The organism is Novosphingobium sp. GV079 (assembly GCF_003058045.1).
GTDB classification, from domain to species: Bacteria; Pseudomonadota; Alphaproteobacteria; order Sphingomonadales; family Sphingomonadaceae; genus Novosphingobium; species Novosphingobium capsulatum.
Genome location: NZ_QBUE01000002.1, coordinates 426,234 through 442,815 on the forward strand (window position 1 = coordinate 426,234; position 16,582 = coordinate 442,815).

Consider the following 16,582-nt stretch of genomic DNA (forward strand, 5'->3'; position numbering starts at 1 on the left):
CCAGACGTGATATTGTGTCGATCAGCCGCTCGACTTGCCCCGTGTGTGCGGCAAGCGGTGATTTTGTTGATGTATGACAGATGAATGGGAAGCTTTGGCCGGGGCATAGGACGGTGGCGGATGGGCAAATCCGCCTTGCGCCTGCGCACCCGGTTCCCTACTTGTTCCACCGTGACGAGCTTTGCCCCCCCTTCTCCCCACTCTCCCCCCGGCCCCCTTGCAGGCAACGAGCCCGATTGGCTGTCAGGCCTGAACCCGCCGCAGCGCGAGGCGGTGTTGACCACCGATGGCCCGGTGCTGATGCTGGCGGGTGCCGGCACCGGCAAGACCGCCGCGCTCACCGCGCGCCTTGCCAATCTGCTGCGCCAGCGCCTGGCTTATCCGTCGCAGATCCTGTGCGTGACTTTTACCAACAAAGCCGCGCGCGAGATGCGCGAGCGCGTGGGGCACCTGATCGGGCCGGCAGTGGAAGGGATGCCGTGGCTCGGCACGTTCCATTCGATCGCGGCCAAGATGCTGCGCCGCCATGCTGAGCTGGTCGGGCTGACCAGTTCGTTCACGATCATCGATACCGATGACCAGTTGCGCCTGCTCAAGCAGCTGATCCAGGCCGAAGGCGTGGACGACAAGCGCTGGCCGGCCAAGCAGCTGGCCGGGCTGATCGATCGCTGGAAGAACCGTGGGCTGGGCCCGGATGATCTCGATGCCGGGGAAAACGAAGCCTATGCCAATGGCCGTGGCGCGCATTTCTACCGGCTCTATCAAGACCGGCTGCGCACCATCAACGCCTGCGATTTCGGCGATCTGCTGCTGCATATCCTGGTGATCTTCCGCCAGCATCGCGATGTGCTGGAAAGCTGGCAGGACCGTTTCCGCTATATCATGGTGGACGAATACCAGGACACCAACGCGGTGCAGTACCTGTGGCTGCGGCTTTTGGCGCAAGTGCGCAAGAACATCTGCGTGGTGGGCGACGATGACCAGTCGATCTATTCCTGGCGCGGCGCCGAAGTGGCCAACATCCTGCGCTTTGAAAAGGATTTTCCCGGCGCCAAGGTGATCCGGCTCGAGCAGAACTATCGCTCCACCCCGCATATCCTGGGCGCGGCATCGGGCCTGATTGCCGAAAATGCGCAGCGGCTGGGCAAGCAGCTGTGGACCGAGCGCGACGGCGGCGACAAGCTGCGCGTGATCGGCGTGTGGGACGCGCCCGAGGAAGCGCGCCGCGTGGGCGAGGAGATCGAGCGGCTGGAGCGCGAGGGCTGCCCGCTCGACCGTGTGGCGATCCTGGTGCGCGCACAGTTCCAGACGCGCGAGTTCGAAGACCGCTTCATCCAGATCGGCCTCGCCTATCGCATTGTCGGTGGCTTCCGCTTTTACGAGCGCGCCGAAATTCGCGATGCGCTGGCCTACCTGCGCCTGGTGGGCCAACCGTCAGACGATCTGGCGTTCGAGCGGATCTACAATACGCCCAAGCGTGGCCTGGGCGACAAGACGCTGGAAAAGCTGTTCCGCTTTGCCCGTGCCAACCAGGTGCCGCTGCTGCGCGCCGCCTATGACATTACCGATACCGACGAACTGCCGGCCCGCGCGCGCAACACGCTGGCCGCGCTGGTGCGCGATTTCCTGCGCTGGCGCGAACAGGTCGCCACGCTCTCGCCGGCCGAACTGGCGCGCACGATCCTGGATGAAAGCGGCTATACCGCCGCGCTTCAGGCCGAAAAGACCGCCGAGGCCAATGGCCGGCTGGAAAACCTGTCGGAACTCGTCCGCGCCATGGAAGAGTATGAGACGCTGGGCGATTTCCTGGAGCACGTAAGCCTGGTGATGGACAACGAGGCCCAGGCCAACGAGGACAAGGTCACGATCATGACCATCCACGCCGCCAAGGGCCTGGAGTTTGACCAGGTGTTCCTGCCGGGCTGGGAAGAAGGGGTGTTCCCCTCGCAGCGCGCGCTCGACGAAGGCGGCCTTGCCAGCCTGGAGGAAGAACGCCGCCTGGCCTATGTGGCGATCACCCGCGCGCGGCGGCGCTGCACCATCCTGAATGCCGCCAACCGCCGCATCTATGGCCAGTGGACCAGCGCCATCCCCTCGCGCTTTATCGAGGAACTGCCCGAGGACCACATCGAGCAGGAAACCACCCTGTCGGGCGGGGCATCGATGTGGCGCGCCAACTGGAGCGAGGCGAGCGATCCCTTTGCCGACGTGGCGCGCAATCACCCCGCCAAGGCCAGCACGCGCGGCCCCGGCTGGCAGCGCGCCGCGGCGCAGATGTTCGACCCCAAGCCGCGCAAGATTGCCGAAAACACGCGCAGCGCCGCCAGCTTTGCCAGCAAGCCACGCGCCGATCTGGCCGTGGGCGCGCGGGTGTTTCACGATAAATTCGGGTATGGCACCATTTCCAGCCAGGAAGGCAACAAGCTGGAAATCCAGTTCGACAGCGGCGGTGAAAAGCGCGTGCTCGACAGCTTCGTGAAACCGGCCTGACACCAGGCCACAGGGGGTAAAGATGCGGGGATGGCAGCGTGGCGCGGCATGGGTGGCAGCCTTGGCCGGGGCGAGCGGCCTTGCGGCAACGGTTGCCTGGGCCTGCGCGGATAGCTCGTGCTCGCCGGTCTGGCGGCTCGATTCGCCCGACTATGCCTGCGAAGGCCGCGCGATGCTCAATCCCGGCAACGATACGCGGATCAACCTGCTGCTGCTGATCCGCAGCCTGGCCCCGGCGAGCGAGGCGGGTCTGGCCTATGCCAAGCCGGAATGGGATGACCAGCAGCTTGGCCACGTGTTCTTCAGCTGGCGGGGCCTGCGCGAAACACTGTGGCCGCAAGCGCCCGAGCCGGAGCCGGCCACCAGCGACACCACCGCCGCTCAATGCGCCCCGCCCAAGGCGGCGCAGGACGCCTTTGCGGCGGCGATGGCGGCCGACGAGATACCGCAGGGCTATCGTGATACCTTGATGGCAATGCGCGCCAAGGTCGGCTGCCCCGACCCCTTGCCCGCAACGGCGTTTCCCGATGTTCTGGCCGGCAAGTACCTGGAGTATCTGGCTGCCGCCGACGATTTCTATCGCGGGAATTATCCAAGCGCGCGCAGCCGGTTTGCTGCCCTGGAAACCAGCGCCTCCCCCTGGCTGCGCGAAACCGCAAGCTACATGAAGATCCGCGTCGCGCTGCGCAGTGCGGTGGCCGGGGCGATCGACAAGTACGGCGATTTTGCCGGCCTGGACAAGATCGACAAGGCGCAGGCACAGGCGGCGGGCGCGGCGATTGACGCCTATCTCAAGGCCTTTCCGCAAGGGCGCTATGCCGCCTCTGCGCAAGGGCTGCGCCGCCGAGTGCTGTGGCTGACCGGGCAGGACGCCGCACTCGCCGCTCGCTATGAAGCGATGCTGCGGGCTACGCCGGGCAGCAGCGAGGCGGCCGCCGATCTTGCCGAGGAAATCGACAACGCCCTGTTGCAGCGTGACGAGGGCGTCCAGGCGATCATGGCCGCGAACAAGACGCCGCTGCTTATGGCGATCGCCGATCTGAAGGCGATGCGCCCCAGCGATCCGGCTAAGCCGATGCCGCTTGCTGCCGCCACGCTGGCGGCACAGGCACCAGCCTTTGCCGGGGATGGCGATCTCTATGGCCTGCTCGATGCCACGCGCAGCTATTATGCCGGCGAGGCGCCGCGCACGATCCTGACGCGGCTGCCCGATGCGGCGCGCGCGCCATCCTACACCCCGCTGGCGTTCAGCCGCCAGGTCTTGCGCGGCATGGCCCTGGCCAAGGCGCACGACGCCAACGAGGCCGGCTTTTGGCAGGAGTTGCTGGGCGGCGCCAAGGGGCTGTGGCAGGGCCAGCTGGCGCAGCTCGGCCTGGCGCTACGCTGGCAGCGCGACGGGCGGATCGACCAGGCCCTGGCCAGCGCCTCTCCGGTATCGGACACCACGCTGCGCCAGTCGATGCTGCAAACCATGGCGGCGCCGGCCATGCTGCGCGCCACGGCCACCGATGCCACGCGGCCCGATGAAGAGCGCAACGTTGCCCGCTTCACCCTGCTCTACAAGGGCTTGACGCGCGGCGCCTATGGCGATGTGGGCCGCGATCTGGCGCTGGTGCCGTCTGCGCCCAAGGCAGACCTGACCTCGTGGTATGGCAGCGGCCTGGGCACGCCGCCGGCGCAGCGGTTCACCATGGGGCAGTGGAGCAATGGCTGGCCCTGCCCGCCGCTGGCGCAGACCGTCGCCACGCTGGCGCGCACGCCGGCGAACGCGGCAGCGCGGGTGTGCCTGGGCGAGTTCTACCGCCTCAATGGCTTTGACGGCTTTGCGCTCTATGCCCCGTCCGATCAGGTGGACCAGCTTGGCCGTGGCCGCGACCTGTTCCCCGGCACGCCGCTGTGGCGCGATGCGATCTACACCGCGATCATTGCCGACAAGGCCGCCGCGCCAGACCTGCGCGCCTACGCGCTCTATCGCGCGGTAATGTGCTATTCGCCCTCGGGCTATAACGGCTGCGCCGGCCCAGCCACCAGTTATGACGCGATGCAGGCGCAGGAAGTGCCCAAGGCGCAGCGCAAGGCCTGGTACGATGAACTCAAGGCCCGCTATCCGCAAAGTCGCTGGGCCAAATCCTTGCGCTATTACTGGTGAAGCACCGGGCCATCATCCTGGCCGGGCTGGCCCTGCTATCGGCTTGCAACCGGCAGCAGCCCACCCCTGCGCCCACCAAACCGGCCAAAGCCGCCAAGGCACAGGGCCCCGCAGTCGATCCCCATGGCTTTGACGCGTTCTATGTCTGGCCAGGCGTGCGCCCGGCCGCAGACCTGACCGCGCATACGCTCTACCTGCTCGATGGCGAGGTGCGCCGCCGCCCCGGCCCGGCGCGGTTCACCCGGCTGCGCGCCGGCTTGCCACGCCTGCCCGATGCCCAGTTGTGGCTGGTGGTGCGGATCGATCGGCTCGACCTGTCGCCGCGCACCTGGGCGGTGATCGTGGCCGACATGGAGCGCTGGCAGGCCGCCGGCAATCATCTCGCCGGCCTGCAGATCGATTTCGATGCCGCCACGCAGGGGCTCGATCGCTATGGCGCGTTCCTGGCCGATGCGCGCAGCCACCTGCCCCGCCCCTGGCGCCTGTCGATCACTGGCCTGATGGATTGGAGCGCCAACGGCGATCCTGCCGCGCTGGCGCGGCTCAAGCCAGTGATCGATGAAGTGGTGGTGCAAACCTATCAGGGGCGCACCACGATCCCTGGCTATGATGCCTATTTCCGCAAGATGGCGCATTTCCCGCTGCCGTTTCGCGTGGCCCTGGCCGAGGGCGGCGCCTGGACGCCGCCCCCCGACCTGGCCCGAGAGCCGCAGTTCAAGGGCTATGTCGTGTTTCTGATGCCCAAGCAGATCAGGCGCTGATCACGCCTCCATCGCGTGGCGGCCCGGCCGCACAGTGGCGCGGTGGCCCACCCGGCCGGCCGCGTTGCGCTGGTCGATCGTGTCCATCATCACCCATTCGTTGGTCACCGCCTGGGGCGTGACGGTCAGCGCCATGTAGCCGCGCTGTGCCGTGTCGCACCACGCCAGTTCGGGATTGGCCGCCACCAGGCCCGCTGCCACGGTTTGCGGCGCCACGCCGACATCGTGTTCGAACCCGGGCGAGGTTACCGAATGCCCGGCGAATTCCACTGCCGTGGCCTGGCCATCCTGACGCAGGTTATAGGCCCAGGCGTTGTGGCTATCGCCCGAGATCACCACGGTGTTGCCACCCATCGCCTGCACGCTGCGCAGGAAGCGGGCACGCGCCGCCGGATAGCCGCCCCAGTTGTCGTAATTGAACGGCAGGCCCAGCTTGGCCGCCATGATCCCGCTGCCGACATAGCGCGCGGCCTGTTCCGACTGGCCGCGCACCCAATCCTGCGCGGTGGCGGGCATTACCGTTTCGCCCATGATCGTGCCAAAGCCCACGATCTGCCAGGGCCGCCCGCTCTTGACCGAGGCCTGCATCGCGCTGGCCAGCCAAGCTTCCTGCTCGCTACCCATCATCGTGGCGGCGGGGTCCTGCCAGGCGCCATCGCGGAATGCCTTGAGCGCGGCGATGGGATCGGCCGCCTGGAACAGCGGCGCCACATCGGGCTGCTGGGTGCGGCCGAGCAGGCGGGTTTCGGTGCGGAACAGCGTGGCCAGGCCGCCAATGTCATAGGCTTTCCACGGCGCCTCGCTCACCGGCATCCATTCGCGATAGACCTGCATCGCGGCGTCCTTGCGCACGCTCCAATCGCCTTCGGTGGCCGGATCGTGATGCTGCGCGCCGCCGGCCCAGCTGTCGTTGGCGCTTTCGTGATCATCCCACTGCGCGATCATCGGAAAGCGCGCGTGCAGCGCCTGAAGATCGGGATCGGCGCGATAGCTGGCATAGCGCAGGCGATAATCGGCCACGTGCACGGTGTTGGCATCGGGCAGAACGGTGCGGCCGGCCACGCTGTCCTTGGGCAGCGGATAGTGGCCCGGCGCATATTCATAGAAATAGTCGCCCAGGTGGATGGTGCAATCGAACGCATCGTTGCGCGCAGCATGGGCATAGGCGTTGAACCAGCCGAACGGCATGTTGGAACAGGAAAACACCGCCGCGCGCCACGGTTGTTGGCCATCGGCCGGCAGGGTGCGGGTGCGGCCGACTGGCGATTTGCTGCCATCGGGCGCGATGAAGCGATAGTAATAGGTCCGTGCCGGGGTGAGGCCAGTGGCGACGATCTTGACGGTATGATCGCGCCACGGGCCGGTCTGCATCGTGCCGGCGGCCATTGCGCGGGTAAATTCGGGTGTTTCCGACAGCTCTACCGCCACATCCGCCACGCCGCCGGCTGTGGGCACATAGCGTGTCCACAGAAGGATCTCGTGCGCGCCGGGCTCGCCACTGGCGACGCCATGGGTAAACCCGCGCGCGCCCAACAGGTCGGCGGCGCGCACCCAATCGGGCAAGAGCAAGGCGCCCGTGCCGAACATGGCGGTCTTGATGATCTGGCGGCGGTGAAACTGCATGGCGTTGGTCCTGGTAGGAAGGGGTTGTGCCCCTTCATCCCGGATTACGTGACAGCTTGATGAAATGCCGCGATATTTCGCTTCTTTGCCCCAAAGGCCTAGGCCGTTGGGGCCAGCCCGCGCCGGATCAAGCCGGCGCGACCTGGCTCAAAGCGCGGAAACGTGGAGGAAGTTGGGGATCGGGCCGTTCCATTCGCCCGGCGGGCTGGGCGGCTCGCTGCGGTATTCGCGGCGACGATCGCCCTGGCGGCCGGAATCGCTACGGCCAGCGTCAGCCCGGTAATCGTCGCGGCGATAGTCATCGCGGCGATTGTCATCACGACGGGGGGCATCACGACGGTGATCATCACGACGGGGCTCTTCCCGGGTGCTTTCGGTGTGCGCCGGGGTGTCCTCTGCCGTCGGGGCAGCGTCCTTCTTGCGGCGGGCGGGCTTTTCGGAAGCGGCCTTTTCCGCCTTGGGCGCGCGCTGCGGCTTTTCGGCCTTGTCGCGGCTCTTGCGCGCCGGGCGCTCGTCCGGTTCTGCGGCGGCACCGATATCCAGCGTCATCACCGGAATCGCGCCACCGGTCAGCTTTTCGACATTGTCGATCGCTTCGGCGTCTTCCGGGCTGACCAGCGTGAACGCACGGCCGGTGGCGCCGCCGCGGCCGGTGCGGCCGATGCGGTGCACGTAATCGTCCGGGTGCCACGGCGTGTCGAAGTTGAACACATGGCTCACCCCCTTCACGTCAAGCCCGCGCGCGGCGACGTCGGATGCCACGAGGATGTTGATCACGCCGTCCTTGAACTTCTGCAGTTCGGCGTTGCGCGCCGACTGGTCCATGTCCCCATGGATTTCGCCTGCGGAAAAGCCATGGCTCTTCAGGCTCTTGGCGAGTTCGCGCACGGTCGTCTTGCGGTTGCAGAAGACGATCGCGGTGCTCACGTTGTCGGTGCGCAGCAGATGGCGCAGCGCCTCGCGCTTGGCACGGCTGGCCACCTTCACCTTGTGCTGCACGATGTTGATGTTCGTGCTGGCCGGGCGCGCCACTTCGATCGACTTGGGATTCGACAGGAAGCGATCCGCCAGCTTCTTGATCGGCGGCGGCATCGTGGCCGAAAACAGCAAGGTCTGGCGCTGCGACGGCAGCTTGGAACAGATCGATTCGATATCGGGGATGAAGCCCATGTCGAGCATGCGATCGGCTTCGTCGATCACCAGCAGTTCGCAGCCGGTGAGCAGGATCTTGCCACGCTCGAACAGGTCCATCAGGCGGCCAGGGGTGGCGATCAGCACGTCGACACCGTCTTGCAGGGCCTTGACCTGATCGCCCATCTGCACCCCACCGATTAGCAGGGCCATCTTGAGATCGTGGTTCTTGCCGTACTTTTCAAAGTTTTCGGCAACCTGGGCAGCCAGTTCGCGCGTCGGCTCCAGAATCAGCGAGCGCGGCATCAGGGCGCGGCGCCGGCCGTGGGCCAGAATGTCGATCATCGGCAGCACGAAGCCGGCCGTCTTGCCGGTGCCGGTCTGGGCGATGCCGATGATGTCGCGCATCATCAAGACCGAGGGGATGGCCTGGGCCTGGATCGGAGTCGGCTCGTCATAGCCGGCGTCGATGACCGACTTAAGCAATTCATCAGAGAGGCCGAGATCGGCGAACTTCATGCAGGTTATGTTCCGAAAGCAGGATGGCCCGCCAGCCTGGCAACGAGACACCGTGCGTGTGCCGCCACCCTGGATGCAAGGCCACCGGTACGGGCCACTTGCGACCCGACACTCAATGCGGGCCCGCTATGCCGAAACCTGCCGGAAAGTCAAGGAAAGCCGCATGTGCTTGCGCACTCAGCGGCCCACCTCGCGCAGGCGGGTGATCATGCAACTGGCCCCGGCACGCGAATGGATCACGTCACGCCCGGTGCAGAGCATTCCATCACTGCTTCTTTCGGCATAGAAACCGACATAGAAATCACGGGCATTGCAGGTTTTCTCCAGGCTGGCGACAACCTGGCGACGGTCTCTGAGCAGCAGGACGATCTGGCTGTCCGACGAAGACGGCGCGATCGCCGCGATCCCGCCCAGCGCCACGCACCCCCCGCCATGGCGCCCGCGCAGCACCATCATGGGCTGGGGCATGGGCGGTGGCGGCGGCATGTCGCGGCCCATGATGCCGGGGGTGATGCGGATGATCAGGCGCTGTTCGATGCGCACCTGGCGCCAGGTTTCATGGGCCAGGCCATCGGCCAGCGCGCCGGGATCATCCAGCAGGTCTGGCGCTGCCTGGCTCATCGGGCCCGATGCGGCATCGCGCAGCGGCTGGGGCAGGCTGGCGGCGGGCATGGCATGGCTGACCGGCGCAGAAGCGACTGCACCAGCCGGCGCCGTGCTCACGGCGTCAGGCCCGATGGCAACGCTCGCAAGCGCCGCCATGGCCAACAAGGGATGGACCAGACCAGGCATCAGCAAATCGGCAAAAACCAACGATCCCTCATGTCCGTGACCTTAGCGCCCCCCTTGGCACCTGGCCCGAACCGACAAGCCCCTAAGAGGCAGGCACTGTGCCTTGCAGCCAGCGCTTGAACAACGCCTTAACCCGGCCACGATGAAAAAGGAATTGCTGCGCGGCGCGCAGCGGCGTAGCCGGAGGCCATGGTCGAAACGCTTGCACCCCGCGCGGAAACCGCGCCTTTCCTGGAAGCCGCCGCTGCCCTGTTGGGCGCGAAGGGCTTTACCACCGATCCCGATGCGATCTCTCCCTGGCTGACCGACTGGCGCCAGCGCTTTACCGGCCGTGCCCTGGGCATGGCCTCGCCCGCCACGACCGACGAAGTAGCCGGCCTGGTGCGCCTGTGCGCTGCCCACAACGTGCCGATCGTGCCGCAGGGCGGCAACAGCGGCATGTCTGGCGGCGCCACGCCCGACGAGACCGGCCACGCCGTGGTCCTCTCGCTGCGCCGCATGAATGCGATCCGCAGCGTCGATACTGCCACGCGCAGCGCCACCTGCGAGGCCGGCGTCATCCTGCAAGTGCTGCACGAGGCGGCCGAGGCCAAGGGCCTGCGCTTCCCGCTGTCGCTGGGCGGCAAGGGTTCGGCCACGGTCGGCGGGTTGATCTCCACCAACGCCGGCGGCACGCAGGTGCTGCGCCATGGCTCGATGCGCGCGCTGGTACTGGGGCTCGAGGCGGTGATGCCCGATGGCACCGTGTTCAACCAGCTGGTGCCGCTCAAGAAGGACAACCGCGGTTTCGATCTCAAGCAGTTGCTGATCGGATCGGAAGGCACGCTGGGCGTGGTCACCGCCGCCACGCTCAAGCTGGAGCCGGCCGTGGCCGCGCGCGAAGTGCTGTGGGCCGGCACGCAAAGCCTGCCCCAGGCGCGCGAGTTGCTGCTCTTGGCCGAGCGCTTGGCCGGCCAGGCGCTGGAAGGCTTCGAAGTGATGCCCCAGCACAGCCTTGACGCGGTGCGCGATTATCTGCCCGGCGCGCGCCAGCCGTTGGCCGAAGACCACGCCTGGCACGTGCTGATCGAAATGGTCGCCGATGCCGATGGCGCCGAACGCCTGCCCGACCTGGCCCAGCGCGTGCTGGAAGAAGCGTTCGAGGCCGGGCTGATCGACGATGCCACCATGGCTGCCAACGAAACCCAGGCCGAGGCATTCTGGAACCTGCGCGAATCCATTGCGCCGGCCGAACGCGCGCTGGGCCCGGCGGTCCAGCACGATATCAGCGTGCCGGTGGAAAAGATGCCCGCCTTCGTCGAGGAAGCGGTGCCCCAGTTCGAGGCGCAATGGCCCGGCACCCGCGCCGTCGGGTTTGGCCACCTGGGCGATGGCAATATCCATTTCCACGTGATCGCCCCGCAAGGGGTTGACCGCGCCAGCTGGGAAGCGGGCGACGGCAAGGCGATCAGCCGCCAGGTCCACGACATGGTCACGGCCTGGGGTGGCTCGATCTCGGCCGAGCACGGCATTGGCCAGTTGAAGCGCGATGAACTGGCGCGGCTGGGCGATCCGGTGGCGCTGTCCATCCTGCGCCATGTAAAGCAGGCGCTTGATCCGCAGGGGCTGATGAACCCCGGCAAGCTGATCTGACACCCGCGCCGGGGGCGGCCGATTCCAGCCCGATACCGAATCGGGAACGTTTTGGCCGATAAACCCCCAGTCCGGCGCGGCCTTGCGCTTGTCACTGCCGGGTTGAGGCCTTATGCCCGGCGCGCGCCCGTGCTGGCCACGGGCCCGTTATTGTTTTCGGAGAGAGTTCATGGCCAGCGCGCCGCAAGCCAACCTGCCCCTGTTCTACCAGGATCTCATGCCGCTCAACACGCGCGACCACGCCACGTGGCGCGCGCGCGGCGCCCAGTCGGCCCCCTGGCTGATCGGCCAGCACGCCATCCCGTTGACCGTGGAAGAGTTCCCGCAGGCGGCCCGTCATTTCCCCATCATCTTCGCCTCGGGTGACAATCCCGTGCCGCTGGCGCTGATGGGCCTGAACGAAGGCGTCAACGTCTTCGTCAACGAAGAAGGCAAGATCGACCAGCCGGTCTATCTGCCGGCCTATGCCCGCCGCTATCCCTTCATGCTGGCCAAGCTGATGCCCGACAGCGACGACCTGTCGCTGTGCTTCGATCCGTCGAGCGGCCTGGTCGGCGAATTTGAAGATGGCGAACCGCTGTTCGACGGCGACCAGCCGAGCGAAGCGACCAAGCAGGCCCTGCAGTTCTGCGAGCAGTTCGAACAGGCCGGCCAGCGTACGCAGGCGTTCATCGATGAGCTCAAGAAGCACAACCTGCTGATGGAAGGCGAAGTCGCCATTCAGCAGACCGGTGTGGACCAGCCGTTCATCTATCGCGGCTTCCAGATGGTGAATCAGGAAAAGCTGCGCGAAATCCGTGGCGACGTGCTGCGCGGCTGGGCCCAGAGCGGCCTGCTGCCGCTGCTCTATGCGCACATCTTCTCGCTCGACCTGATGAGCACGATCTTCGGCATTCAGGCCGAGCAGGGCAAGGCCCCGGCTCCGGTGGCAGTGCCCGCACTCTGATCCAGTAGGGCGGTCGGTACGCCGGCCGCCCTGCTCCGGGCTCAAGCGCCGAATCAGACAAGCCCCTGCCGGCAACGGCGGGGGCTTTTTCGTGGATTGCTCGCAAGTCTGTCTTCATCCTGACGCGCGGCGGTGTCACAAATTGTGAGGAATCACCCGACCTTGGCCGCATGCTTAACGCCAAGTGTATTTGCCGTTCAGGAAAGGGCTGCGCAGCAAACAAAGATTCACGGTAAATGCAATAAATTTCTGCATCACCCCCTTGCATGGCCGGAAAGTGTTGCCTATCTTCATCACATCAGGTCGGCGCTCCCCTCATGGCCCGATCTGATTGGTGCACTTGGTGCACCTCCTCCCTGAACCTTGGCCACCTGGAGCTTGTCTCCAGGTGGTTTTTTCTTGGGGAGTTTGGGCCGGGTCGCTATTCCGCCGCGCGGGGCCAGCGTTGCGCCGCCTGGCCCATGGCCGCAACATCGGCCGCCAACGCCCGCACCATGCCGGTCATCGTTTCCACCACGTCTGCCAGCCCCTCGCCCGGCTCTGCCAATGCGGCATCGAGATAAGCGCTGCGATCGATTTCCACCTGCATGGCATGAATGCCCGCCTCGCGCCGGGCCTGGCGCTCCAGGCCATAGCCGCCGGCATAGGGCCGGTTGTGCGCGGCACGCGCACCGCAGCTGGCCAGATGGGCAAAGGCGGTGCCCATCACCCCGCCTGCACAAGCCGCGCCAAAGCGATCGCCCAGCACATAGGTGGGTGGCGCCTCGGCCGAATCGCGACGCGGCAGCGGCGGCATCGAGTGCAGGTCGATCAACAGCGCCGCCCCCCAGCGTGCAGCCAGATCAGCCAGCGCGTCGGCCAGGGCCTGGTGATAGGGCAGATGGATTTGCGCGATGCGCGCCTGGATTTCAGCCGCCGGGGTGCGCTGGCGCCAGATTTCGCCCAACCCCACCAGCCGGCGGGGGACCAGCCCCAGCCCGCTATGCGCCCGGCGTGCCGCCATGGGCCCGCGCGGCAGCGGCGGAAAATCCGCCATGGCCGGATCGGGCACGATCATCTCGCGATCAAGATCATCCGGCGCGCGGTTGAGATCGATCATCGCGCGCGGCGCCCGCGCCACCAGCAGCGCCGCCCCGGTGTGCCGCGCCACGGCCTGTGCCACCAGATCGACCAGGCGATCCTCCAGCCGCCGCGCCGCCTGCGCCGGCTGGCGCATCGCCGCCAACACCCCGGCGGGATAGGACCGCCCGGCATGGGGCACGGCCAGGATCACCGGAATCGGCGCAGGGTTGGCCCGTTGCAGCACGAAGGCCGGGCCATCCTCTCCCGGAATCGTGCCGCCTTCGCTGTGGATTACCGGGGAAACCGGGTCGGTGCCGCCTGGCGTTGCCCCAGGGTGGCACGAATCGGTTGCGGGACGATCGTTTGCATCCATCATCATTGGCTGCAATGCTTTGCCAGTTCTGTCAAAAGCGCATCTGGGCAAAACTGCTGCCACGGCCAGCATCGATCACGCCGATGATGCTGGCCGAAGATTGTTAACCCGCCGGGCGCTATAGCAGCCCCCCGGCCGGATGCCCGCGCCGGTCACGGCGTGGCACACGGGCCGGGTGCATCTGGAAAACGACATGGAAAATCAGAAGGGTAACATGATCCGCATTCTGCTGGCAGAAGACGAAGAGGCCATGCGCACCTACCTTGCCCGCGCCTTGGAAAACGCCGGCTACAGCGTGGTCGCCGTCGATCGCGGCACCGCTGCGGTTCCCCTGCTCGAAAGCCAGACATTCGACCTGCTGCTCTCGGACATCGTCATGCCCGAAATGGACGGGATCGAACTCGCCCAGCGCTGCAGCGAAATCAGCCCGGGCACCAAGGTGATGTTCATCACCGGCTTTGCCGCCGTTACCCTCAAGGCCAACCGCGAGGCACCGCAGGCGCGCGTGCTGTCCAAGCCTTTCCACCTGCGCGACCTGGTGATGGAAGTGGACCGCATCTTTGCCGACGCGGCATAAAAAATCCGGATTTGCCCCCTTGCCAAGCCCCGGCGGCGCGGTTAGTGGGGCGCTCCCGACGCCGAGAGGCTGACGGACATTCGATGGTGCGGGCGTATAGCTCAGTGGTAGAGCACTATGTTGACATCGTAGGGGTCGCAAGTTCAATCCTTGCTACGCCCACCATCGAGAAACCCTTGAAAAGCCTCGCTTCGGTGGGGCTTTTTCATGCCCGCAGCACGGCCACGTTATCCGCCTTTTGCGTGACTTTTGCGTGAAGCGCCGGGCCAGCCATGCGGGTGAGGTCCGCAAGAACGTCCTCAATCCCGGCTTTTACCGTGCCGAGATAGGCCGGATCGAAGATCGCATAGCGGCCCGTCGTCTTGCTCAGCACCCGATGCCCGAGCGCCATTTCCAGTTCGATCAGGTCCACCCGGCGGCTGGCCAGGATCGTGGCCATGCTGTGGCGGATGAGCTTCGGTCCCCACCCGGCTGGAATGCCCAGCTTCGCCGCGGCGCCTTCCCACGCGGTGCGAATCGACCCGACACCGACTTGCTCGACCACCTCGATCTGCTGGCGATGGTCGAAGCTGCGCGCCTCGCGGCAGACGAACCACTCATCGGTTGCCTGGAGCCACGAATCGAGAGCGGGCACCACGGGCAGCGTTGGCCGGACCTTCTTCGTCTGGATGCGCCCGGCCGGGTTCAGATCGAGCAGCCCGGCGTTGCGGTGCCACTGCTGGCGCGCCGGCGCCACCGACAGGTCGAAGATGGCATCGGGTCGGGCCAGCGTGCAGATGGCTGCGATCAGGTAGCGGCGCAGCGGCAGAAGGCGATCGGCGTGGCCAGCATACTTACCGGAGCCCGACAGGCTGTAATCCAGCAACTCGCCCAGGGCCTCCACCGATAGGCGATAGGTGCGATGCGGCGTCACCTTGTCGCGCGTCTTGTGCTGGAGCGGCGGCACGTAGGTGATGCGCCTGGCGCGATAGGCGTGGTTCAGCGCCGCTTTCAGCTGGATGACGGCTTCTTCCACCGTGGACGGCGCGCGGAAGCGCACCTTGCCGTCGATCCAGTTGCCGTCCGCGTCCTTCTTGCGCGCGACCAGCGGATCGGCCAGCGCCCAGGCGCGGAAGCGCTCGATCATGCGATCATCGATGCGGTCGGGCACCAACGGGTCAGGCAGGCGGCCAGCGGCGATTTCCACGTCCAGGAAGCGCACCATGAGGCGGGAGCGCGACTTGATCGCGTCGGCGCTTGGCAGGTGCTGGCCATGCTCCAGCCAGTAATCTGTCAGTGCAGCATGCGCGGAATAGACGGCCTTGTCCGCTTCGGTTGGGGTGTGGGTGGCGAGATAGTGCTCGTCCAGACGCTCGCAGGCTAGCCGAACGTCTGCTGTGCGCGTGCTCTTGCGCTGCTGGCGGCCAGCGGCGGCGTCATACCACCAGATGTACCAACGATCGCTTGCGGGCCGCCCATCGGCGCCACGGACGAGATCGAGCCAGAACGGCCCCCGTTGGTAGACGCCACCCTTAACGTTAGACACCGGGCCTGTTCCTTCAATGCTTTTGCCTTCGAATCGGCGAGTTGCTCGATCATGCCGATTCCTGCCAGCAGCGCCAGTTCGTCGCCGCCTAGCTTCACCCCTTTGCCGGTGGATAGGGCTTTGCTGATTTTGCGGTCGAGGCGCACCAGGGCCTCGCAGGGCGTCGCGCTGCTCATGCTGCCTCCGTTTCGAACTTGTCAGTTTCCAGCCCCCAGGCATCCCACCCGGGCCGGGCCGTCCGGGCGAACAGTTCCGCGCGCGGCACGTCGCCGAATAGCTGCACGATGTCGTCGGCAATGCGATCGGGCTTGCGGCTGTGCTGGCGGATCGGCTCGACCACCAGTTGCCGCACCGCCGCGCTCTTGCGCTCCATGCTGCCGGTGATTCCCAGCAGACAGGTTTCAGGGTTGGCCCGCGTGTAATAGCCAGTGCCCATATGCCAGGCCCTGGCCGTGCTGGTGCGCTTGGCCCAGGTGAAAGCCACAGTGCGGTATTCGAAGCCCCAAGCCTTCATGACCTCGAATGCCCGGTCGAGCAGCGGATCGACGCACCAGAGGAAGCAGGCGCAATCCTGCGCGGCCAGATGGCCCACCGGCAGTGCGGCGATGCGATCCCAGGTCATGGTGGCATAGTGCTGGCTGGCGTTGCGGCCCTCGCCCTTCTCGGACCAGTTCTCGAACGCCCAGGGCGGGTCTGCCAAGATGATCTGATAGCCGAACATGCGCAGATTGCCGAAGGGCCAAGTCACAGCAGCCCCTCCCGTCGCAGTTCCTCTGCCATCGCCGCCGGCACGCCGCTGTGCATCATGCTCTCCGGCTGGGTCAGCAGGCGCACCGCCGCGTCCCACCGGCGCCAGAGGCAGCGCGTGGCCGCCTCGACCTTGGCTTGGTTGCCCTTCCGCTCGGCCAGCGTGCGCGCCCGGCGGTAGAGCGCCATCTTGCGCCGCCAGGACAGCGGCACCATGCGCCAGTGCTTGCCGCAGAGCAGTTCAGTGCCGGGCTG

At 66.5% G+C, this 16,582-nt stretch carries 14 protein-coding genes and 1 tRNA gene; 7 read left to right on the plus strand and 8 right to left on the minus strand.

Annotated elements, in window-relative coordinates:
• The first annotated feature begins 171 nt into the window (after positions 1–171).
• Genes C8K14_RS03745 through C8K14_RS03755 form a run of 3 tightly spaced genes read left to right on the plus strand, consistent with a single transcriptional unit; the run spans position 172 to position 5,400 of the window.
• Positions 172–2,490: an ATP-dependent helicase gene (locus C8K14_RS03745; RefSeq protein ID WP_233250884.1), complete on the plus strand. Its 2,319-nt coding sequence runs from the start codon at positions 172–174 to the stop codon at positions 2,488–2,490.
• Positions 2,491–2,512: 22 nt separating this feature from the next.
• Positions 2,513–4,639 carry a hypothetical protein gene (locus C8K14_RS03750; RefSeq protein ID WP_133726753.1) on the plus strand — a complete coding sequence of 709 codons (2,127 nt, stop codon included), beginning with the start codon at positions 2,513–2,515 and terminating at the stop codon, positions 4,637–4,639.
• Positions 4,636–5,400: a DUF3142 domain-containing protein gene (locus tag C8K14_RS03755; protein WP_233250885.1), complete on the plus strand. Its 765-nt coding sequence runs from the start codon at positions 4,636–4,638 to the stop codon at positions 5,398–5,400. Before C8K14_RS03750 ends, C8K14_RS03755 begins: the two co-directional genes overlap by 4 nt.
• On the opposite strand, the gene C8K14_RS03760 is transcribed toward C8K14_RS03755, so the two are convergent.
• The 3 genes from C8K14_RS03760 to C8K14_RS03770 form a co-directional block, all read right to left on the minus strand.
• A complete protein-coding gene (locus C8K14_RS03760) occupies positions 5,401–7,023 on the minus strand; it encodes an alkaline phosphatase (RefSeq protein WP_107715723.1) in 1,623 nt (540 codons plus the stop codon).
• 147 nt (positions 7,024–7,170) lie between these two features.
• A complete protein-coding gene (locus tag C8K14_RS03765; RefSeq protein ID WP_107715724.1) occupies positions 7,171–8,673 on the minus strand; it encodes a DEAD/DEAH box helicase in 1,503 nt (500 codons plus the stop codon).
• A gap of 177 nt (positions 8,674–8,850) precedes the next feature.
• The gene (locus tag C8K14_RS03770) at positions 8,851–9,435 is read right to left on the minus strand and encodes a hypothetical protein (RefSeq protein ID WP_133726754.1); all 585 of its coding nucleotides are present in this window, start codon (positions 9,433–9,435) and stop codon (positions 8,851–8,853) included.
• A gap of 219 nt (positions 9,436–9,654) precedes the next feature.
• Between C8K14_RS03770 and C8K14_RS03775 the strand changes: the two genes are divergently transcribed.
• Both C8K14_RS03775 and C8K14_RS03780 read left to right on the plus strand, forming a co-directional pair.
• On the plus strand, positions 9,655–11,097 hold the full coding sequence (locus C8K14_RS03775) for an FAD-binding oxidoreductase (RefSeq protein WP_107715726.1): 1,443 nt from the start codon (positions 9,655–9,657) through the stop codon (positions 11,095–11,097).
• A 169-nt stretch (positions 11,098–11,266) separates the two neighbouring features.
• Entirely contained in the window at positions 11,267–12,043 is a 777-nt protein-coding gene (locus C8K14_RS03780; protein WP_022674549.1) for a SapC family protein, read from the plus strand.
• 421 nt (positions 12,044–12,464) lie between these two features.
• Here the strand turns inward: C8K14_RS03780 and C8K14_RS03785 are convergent, their stop codons facing one another.
• The gene (locus C8K14_RS03785; protein WP_022674548.1) at positions 12,465–13,484 is read right to left on the minus strand and encodes an N-formylglutamate amidohydrolase; all 1,020 of its coding nucleotides are present in this window, start codon (positions 13,482–13,484) and stop codon (positions 12,465–12,467) included.
• Positions 13,485–13,692: 208 nt separating this feature from the next.
• On the opposite strand from C8K14_RS03785, the gene cpdR reads away from it, so the two are divergent.
• Together cpdR and C8K14_RS03795 are read left to right on the plus strand one after the other, a co-directional pair.
• Positions 13,693–14,055: a cell cycle two-component system response regulator CpdR gene (gene cpdR, locus C8K14_RS03790; protein WP_028657389.1), complete on the plus strand. Its 363-nt coding sequence runs from the start codon at positions 13,693–13,695 to the stop codon at positions 14,053–14,055.
• Between the two features lie 90 nt (positions 14,056–14,145).
• Positions 14,146–14,220: transfer RNA gene (locus C8K14_RS03795), tRNA-Val, on the plus strand.
• A 40-nt stretch (positions 14,221–14,260) separates the two neighbouring features.
• On the opposite strand, the gene C8K14_RS22550 is transcribed toward C8K14_RS03795, so the two are convergent.
• From C8K14_RS22550 to C8K14_RS22560, 4 genes are all read right to left on the minus strand, one after another.
• The gene (locus C8K14_RS22550; protein ID WP_233250886.1) at positions 14,261–15,259 is read right to left on the minus strand and encodes a hypothetical protein; all 999 of its coding nucleotides are present in this window, start codon (positions 15,257–15,259) and stop codon (positions 14,261–14,263) included.
• Positions 15,260–15,414: 155 nt separating this feature from the next.
• Entirely contained in the window at positions 15,415–15,756 is a 342-nt protein-coding gene (locus C8K14_RS22555; protein ID WP_158272925.1) for a hypothetical protein, read from the minus strand.
• Entirely contained in the window at positions 15,753–16,328 is a 576-nt protein-coding gene (locus C8K14_RS03805) for an MT-A70 family methyltransferase (RefSeq protein WP_233250887.1), read from the minus strand. The genes C8K14_RS22555 and C8K14_RS03805 overlap by 4 nt, the downstream gene beginning before the upstream one ends.
• Positions 16,325–16,582, minus strand: a 258-nt coding sequence (locus C8K14_RS22560; protein ID WP_158271860.1) for a hypothetical protein, incomplete at its 5' end; no start/stop codon positions are given. The genes C8K14_RS22560 and C8K14_RS03805, both read right to left, overlap by 4 nt.